1 protein-coding gene is annotated in these 1,309 nt (G+C 38.7%); it reads right to left on the reverse strand.

The features are described from left to right. Positions 1-17 precede the first annotated feature (17 nt). Positions 18-1,208 carry a transposase gene (locus ACQ96U_RS27075; RefSeq protein ID WP_431724395.1) on the reverse strand — a complete coding sequence of 397 codons (1,191 nt, stop codon included), beginning with the start codon at positions 1,206-1,208 and terminating at the stop codon, positions 18-20. Between the last annotated feature and the right edge of the window lie 101 nt (positions 1,209-1,309).

Genomic DNA, 1,309 nt, shown 5'->3' on the forward strand with positions numbered 1-1,309 from the left:
CAATACTGTAGACACTTTTACCCAGCCATAGCCCCATAGTCGCTCAGCTGTTCATACACTTGAGCGACTTTTTGAATGCTTAAGCTTAACCCTAACTTGTCAAAAAGTTTTCTCATTAAATGTTGATTAAATTTTTTACGCTTCCATGAAATAATTGAAATTACTGTTCTATCATTGCTTCCTTTTAATAGCTGATCCTCTAATTTCAATACATTGAGTGCTGATAATGAAGCATTTAAATGAGTATGAGTGGCCTCTTTTTTCCGTGACTGGCAGTGTGTGAATCCTGCATATTGTTTAGCATCTCGAAATAAAAACTCAATTTGAAAGCGCGCTTTGTAGTAATCAATGATCGTCATTGCATCTAATTTCGTGTCGGTTGAATAAAGCAAAACCCTACGGCCTTTATTCTGAGCCGTTTGTATTAACATCACAATGTTAATTGCACGCTTAAATGTCTTTGAATAAACCTTTTTTGTATAAACCTCTATACCTTCTTGTAAGCTGCCAACGTGCTCAAAACGGTGTAGATCCTTTTCAAAGCGAACTTTTCCATCAAACTTTTTGGGGCGTCCAACACCACAGTATCCTCCCTCATAAAACCATTGTAAGTCAGCATCAACTCTCAACTTGCCCACAAGCTGTAATCCAGCTTTAACGACTGGAGTGACAAATTTTTCTTTACTGTAATAGGCATCGCCAACGAGATATAAAACGTCTTGTTCTTGAAGCTGAGGGGCAACTTCCACCACTTGTTCAGCATAGACTTCCACTCGTGTTTTATTTTTTTGATCTAGGGTTTGACGGACATCTAAGGCAAAAGCCGTATTTAATTTAAGATCAATCAAGCTAATAAGTGAAGCTTCTAAACCATGCTGACTTTGACCCGCTGAGCCATTATAAAACCACCCTAATCCTTCCGTCAGCTTGCCGGATTTGCTAATAAAGCTGGCATCAATAGCCGCTATACGGTCATTCTTGGGGAGAGCGAGCATTATTATACTGCTATTAAATCGAGAAAAATCAAATGGGCGGCTATACCAGCGGCTAAAACGCTTTTCACTCATGTGACTGTAACGACTCATATTTCTATAGGTTGCTTTGCCTTGAAATACCATTAATGTTGTTAACAATGCAGCCATAAATGTACGCTGAGGCTTATTAACATTGGACATTGAGCGTAAAACAGTTTTTACTATGCTTTCCAAAGATAGATTCCTGTGACAATACGACTTTGACAACCGCATTCTCGCAGTTTCTATCTTTGGTACAACCTACCATTCTCAGCCAAAAACTGTCCACAGTATTG

The sequence above is a fragment of the Zooshikella sp. RANM57 genome (assembly GCF_050749885.1).
Taxonomy (GTDB): Bacteria; Pseudomonadota; Gammaproteobacteria; order Pseudomonadales; family Zooshikellaceae; genus Zooshikella.